This is a genomic window from Stenotrophomonas sp. SPM, from assembly GCF_003105135.1.
In the GTDB taxonomy this organism is placed as follows: Bacteria; Pseudomonadota; Gammaproteobacteria; order Xanthomonadales; family Xanthomonadaceae; genus Stenotrophomonas.
The window spans coordinates 1-5,145 of sequence record NZ_QETL01000165.1 but is presented as its reverse complement, the minus strand read 5'-3'; the positions used below and the strand labels follow the sequence as shown (position 1 = coordinate 5,145).

Here is a 5,145-nt window from a genome sequence, read left to right as displayed (position 1 = left end):
GGCGGTGTGGGTGGGCAGGACCGTTGGCGCCATGGATGGCGCCATCGAGCCCCCATGGATGGGTTTACGGCGTGTCCTGACCACCCACACCGCCCCGCCCAACCAGCAGAAAACCAGAGTCGCTTTTGCTTTGGCTTTGGCTTTGGCTTCGGCTTTTGACGTTGCTGTTGATCTGCAGCAGGTGCAGGGCTGCAAGCCCTGCCAAACACCCCCCTTACTTGACCAGCACGTCGATCACGCCGTCGCCTACGCGCGCCTGCAGTGCATCCCCCGCCTGTACCTGCCCGACCTCACGCACCAGCGTGCCGTCGTCACTGCGGGTCAGGATGCTGTAACCACGTGCCACCGTCGCCAGCGGGCTTACCGCTTCCAGCGAGCGCGCCAGCCCGCGCAGGCGCAAGGCATCACGTTGCAGCAGGCGCTGCAGTGCCGCCTGCGGGCGACTGCGCAGGGCCGTCAGGCGCCGCTGCATCTCGTCCAGCTGGCGCTGCGGGTGGTGACCGCGCAGCACCGCTGCCGCATGGCGCAGGCGTGCGGCGCGGCGCTCCTGCTGCTGGTTGAAGGCCGCATGCAGGCGTCGGCCCAGGTCGAGCTGGCGACGACGCAGCAGGTCCAGGCGCGCCTGCGGGCTCTGCGCGTTCAGCCGCAGCAGGGCGCGGTCGGCGCGCTGCATCGCCTGCTGCATCGTGTGCCGCTGCAGCTGCACCATGCGCGCGGCCGTGCGGCGCAGGCGCAGGGTCAGTTCGCGCTGGTCGGGAACCAGCAGTTCGGCTGCCACCGACGGCGTCGGCGCGCGCAGGTCGGCGGCGAAGTCGCTCAGGCTGAAGTCCGTTTCGTGGCCTACCGCCGAGACCACCGGCGTGCCGCTGGCGGCGATCGCCCGGGCCAGCGCCTCGTCATTGAACGCCCACAGGTCTTCCAGCGAACCACCACCGCGGGTCAGCAGGATCACGTCGTAGCGGCCGCTGGCATCGGCGGCCTGCAGCAGGCGGGTGATCTGCGCGGCGGCGGTGCTGCCCTGGACCAGGGTCGGCAGCAGGTCCACTTCCAGCAGCGGAAAACGGCGGGCCAGCACGCTCAGCACGTCGCGCACGGCTGCGCCGGTGGGCGAGGTGATCACCGCCAGGCGCTGCACGTGCGCCGGCATCGGTCGCTTGCGCGCCGGGTCGAACAGGCCCTCGGCTTCCAGGCGTGCCTTCAGCTCCTCGAAGGCGCGGCGCAGTGCGCCTTCGCCGGCCTCTTCCATGTGGTCCAGCACCATCTGGTACTCGCCACGCGCGTCGTACAGCGTCACCTTGCCGCGCACCAGCACGCGCATGCCTTCGCGCGGCACGAACTTCAGGTACTGCGCCTTCATCCGGAACATCGCTGCACGCAGCTGTGCGCGCGCATCCTTCAGGGTGAAGTACAGATGCCCGGACGCGGGGCGGGCGACGCTGCCCAGCTCGGCTTCGACCCAGATCGCCGGGAAGCTGCCTTCCAGCAGGTCGCGGGCCAGGGTGTTGAGCTGGCTGGGGGTGAGGACGTCGTTGTTGCGTGGCTGCATGGGTACGGCGGTGACGGGCGGAGCAGGGCGCTCAGGATCGCACGTCAGCGCGCGCCGTGCTGGGCCAGCGCCCACTGCACGTGCTCGCGCACCACGGGCGAGGGATCGTCGATACGGGTGTGCAGGGCGGCCAGTGCGTCGGTCGACGCCGGCGCATTGCCCAGCGCGACCGCGATGTTGCGCAGCCAGCGCTCGTGGCCGCTGCGGCGGATCGGGCTGCCTTCGGTGCGGCGCAGGAATTCGGCTTCATCCCAGGCGAACAGCTGGTCCAGGCGTGCGGTATCGAGATTGTTGCGCGCACGGAAATCCGCTTCGTCGGTGCGCTTGGCGAACTTGTTCCAGGGGCAGACCAGCTGGCAGTCGTCGCAGCCGTAGATGCGGTTGCCGATCAGCGGTCGCATGTCTTCGGGAATGGCACCGTCGTGTTCGATGGTCAGGTAGGAAATGCAGCGCCGTGCATCCAGCCGCTGCGGGGCGATGATGGCCTGGGTGGGGCAGACATCGATGCAGCGCGTGCAGGTGCCGCAGTGCGCGGTGGCCGCTGCGTCGATCGGCAGCGGGATGTCGATGTAGATCTCGCCGATGAAGAACCAGGAACCGCCGTGACGGTCGATCAGGCAGGTGTGCTTGCCGATCCAGCCGAGCCCGGCGTTGCGCGCCAGCGCGCGTTCCAGCACCGGCGCCGAATCGACGAAGACGCGGTAGCCCAGCGGCGCCACCTCATCGTTGATCTGCGTGGCCAGCTTCTGCAGCCGGTTGCGCATCAGCTTGTGGTAGTCGCGGCCCAGCGCGTAGCGCGCCACATAGGCGCGGCCGGGATCGGCCAGGGTCGCCCAGGCTTCGGTGTCGTCCTTGTGGCTGTAATCCATGCCCACCGAAATCACCCGCACCGTCCCTGGCAGCAGTTCGGCCGGGCGCGCGCGCAGGGTGCCGTGGCGGGCCATCCAGTCCATCGTCCCGTACAGGCCCTTGCCCAGCCAGTCGGCCAGGTGCGCCTCATCCTCGCCCAGCTCGATGCCGGCGATGCCGCAGCGCTGGAAGCCATGCGCACGGGCGAGTTCGCGGATGCGCTGCACGGCCAGGGCCGGATCGAGGGGGGCAGGGGCGGGGAACATGCGCATCAGTATAAAATCTCCGCATGGCCAACCTTGCCGATCTGTTTGATTCTGCTGCTGCGCGTGCGCTGGATGCCCAGGCCTCGGCGCTGGCGGGCGATGGTGGCTGGGAGCTGATGGCCCAGGCCGGGCTGGCTGCCTGGCAGCGCCTGCTGCGGCACTGGCCACAGGCGCTGAATGTGGGCGTGGTGGTGGGCAGCGGCAACAACGGCGGCGACGGCCTGGTGCTGGCGCGACATGCGCTGCTGGCCGGGCGTCGGGTAACGGCGCTGACCCTGCCGGGCAAACCGCCAGCCACCGCGTTGGCGCAACGGGCAACATCGGATTTCAGGTCCGTCGGGGGAACCCTGGCGGAATTTGACGGAACGCTGCCCGCGGCCGATATCTGGGTGGATGGCCTGTTCGGGCTGGGTTTCGACCGGGCGCCGGAAGGTGCAGCACAGGGTGTGATCGAAGCACTGAACACACAGGACGCACCGGTATTCGCACTGGATGTGCCCAGCGGCGTCGACGCCGACCGTGGCACGGTGCCGGGCGTCGCGGTGCGCGCCGCGCTGACCCTGCAGTTCATCGTGCCGCACCGCGGCCTGTACACCGGCGACGCGCTGGAGCACGCAGGCGAACCCGCGCTGGCCGCGCTGCAGCTGCCCAAGGCGGCGTGGCAGGGCGTTTCGGCCGCGGCCGAGCACTGGACGGGTGCGCGCTTGCCGGCATTGCTGAAGCCACGGCGCGCCAATACCCACAAGGGCGAATCCGGCCACGTGCTGTGCGTGGGCGGCAACCACGGCAGTGGTGGGGCCATCGCCCTGGCTGCCGAGGCCGGCCTGCGCGCCGGTGCCGGACTGCTCAGCATCGGCACCCGCGGCGACCATGTCGGCCCGCTGCTGGCGCGCCTGCCCGAGGCCATGGTGCATGCGCTGGAAGATGGCGACGCGCTGCCCGGCCTGCTTGAAAAGGCCAAGGTCGTGGCCATCGGCCCCGGCCTGGGCCAGGACGACTGGGCGCATGCGCTGTTCACCCGCGTGCTGGCCTGTGGCAAGCCGCTGGTGCTCGATGCCGATGCGCTGAACCTGCTCGCCCGCGACCCACGCGCGCTGCCCGATGCCATTCTGACTCCGCACCCGGGTGAGGCCGCGCGTCTGCTGGAATGCAACAGGGCCGACATCCAGGCCGATCGCTACCACTGCGCCCAGGCGCTGGCCGAGCGCTACCACGCCGTGGTGGTGCTGAAGGGCGCCGGCAGCATCGTCGCCGCCCCCGGCCGCACTCCGCGCCTGATCGCCGCCGGCAATCCCGGCATGGCCGTGGGCGGCATGGGTGACCTGCTCACCGGCATCATCGCCAGCCTGCGCGCGCAGGGCCTGGATGCCTTCGATGCCGCCGCGTGTGGCGCGCTGCTGCACGCGCTGGCCGGCGATGTCGCTGCCCTCGATGGCGCGCGTGGTCTGCTCCCTACTGATCTGCTGGTGCCCCTGCGGCGGCTGGCCAACCCGGAACCCCTGCAATGACTGAATTCTTCCTGGCCGACAGCGAAGCCACCGAACTGCTGGGCCAGTGGCTGGCCGCCACGCGGCCCCCGCAGGCGCTGGTCGAGCTGCGCGGTAACCTCGGCGCCGGCAAATCCACCACGGCCCGTGCGCTGCTGCGCGCGCTCGGGGTGCAGGGTGCGATCCGCAGCCCCACCTACACCCTGGTCGAGCGCTATCCGCTGTCCAGTGGCGGCGAAGCGTGGCACCTGGACCTGTACCGCATCGGCCAGGCCGGTGAGCTGGATTTCCTCGGCCTGGACGAGGGCAGTGCGGTGCTGTGGCTGGTCGAATGGCCTGAGCGCGGCGCCGGCGCGCTGCCGCCCACCGATCTGATAGTGGCACTGGAAATCGAAGGGCAGGGGCGGCGCGTCCGTCTCACTGGGGCCAGCGACGCGGGCCGTGAATGGCTGGGTCGACTTCCCGATGGGGGCGACTTGCAGGCCATTTCTGTCGGCTGACGAGAACAAACACCGGCAGGTTACGGATTATTAAGGAAAAAGGTGTTGCATTCCGTTCAGCGCGGTGATTGAATCCTGACCATGCGCCTGGGGAACCGTCTCATCGCCATCTGTGCCGCCGTCGGACTAGGTCTGACGAGCGTCTGCGCGTGGGCCGGTGAGGTCCGCCAGGTCCAGCTCAATACCGGCGCGAGCGGTACCCGCGCTGAGATCTCCCTGGTGGGCAGCGGCGGCTACAAAACCCTGTCGCTGTCCTCGCCGAACCGTCTGGTGATCGACTTCCCCGATTCCAGCGCCGTGCACAACCTGAAGATGCCGGCCGCGCAGGGCGTGGTCACCGCCGTCCGCACCGGTCAGCCGGTGCCGGGCACGTTCCGTGTCGTTTTCGACCTTGCTGCGTCGGTGTCGCCGTTCCGCCCGCAGATGCAGCGTGAAGGCAATGAATCCAAGCTGGTGATCGAGTGGCCGGGCGATGGCCCGGCAACGGCCGCCCGCCC

General features: G+C 69.8%; 5 protein-coding genes. 3 read left to right on the top strand and 2 right to left on the bottom strand.

Annotated features, from left to right (window positions below; translation table 11 throughout):
* Positions 1-214: 214 nt before the first annotated feature.
* On the bottom strand, positions 215-1,546 hold the full coding sequence (gene xseA, locus DCO49_RS19325) for an exodeoxyribonuclease VII large subunit (protein ID WP_116865370.1): 1,332 nt from the start codon (positions 1,544-1,546) through the stop codon (positions 215-217).
* A 44-nt stretch (positions 1,547-1,590) separates the two neighbouring features.
* On the bottom strand, positions 1,591-2,661 hold the full coding sequence (gene queG, locus DCO49_RS19320; protein WP_116865371.1) for a tRNA epoxyqueuosine(34) reductase QueG: 1,071 nt from the start codon (positions 2,659-2,661) through the stop codon (positions 1,591-1,593).
* A gap of 23 nt (positions 2,662-2,684) precedes the next feature.
* Here queG and DCO49_RS19315 point away from each other — a divergent pair, with 23 nt between their 5' ends.
* The 3 genes from DCO49_RS19315 to DCO49_RS19305 form a co-directional block, all read left to right on the top strand.
* On the top strand, positions 2,685-4,169 hold the full coding sequence (locus DCO49_RS19315; protein ID WP_116865369.1) for an NAD(P)H-hydrate dehydratase: 1,485 nt from the start codon (positions 2,685-2,687) through the stop codon (positions 4,167-4,169).
* Positions 4,166-4,648 carry a tRNA (adenosine(37)-N6)-threonylcarbamoyltransferase complex ATPase subunit type 1 TsaE gene (tsaE, locus tag DCO49_RS19310; protein ID WP_116865368.1) on the top strand — a complete coding sequence of 161 codons (483 nt, stop codon included), beginning with the start codon at positions 4,166-4,168 and terminating at the stop codon, positions 4,646-4,648. The genes DCO49_RS19315 and tsaE overlap by 4 nt, the downstream gene beginning before the upstream one ends.
* 81 nt (positions 4,649-4,729) lie before the next feature.
* The coding region (locus DCO49_RS19305; RefSeq protein WP_116865367.1) for an AMIN domain-containing protein at positions 4,730-5,145 on the top strand (416 nt) is incomplete at its 3' end.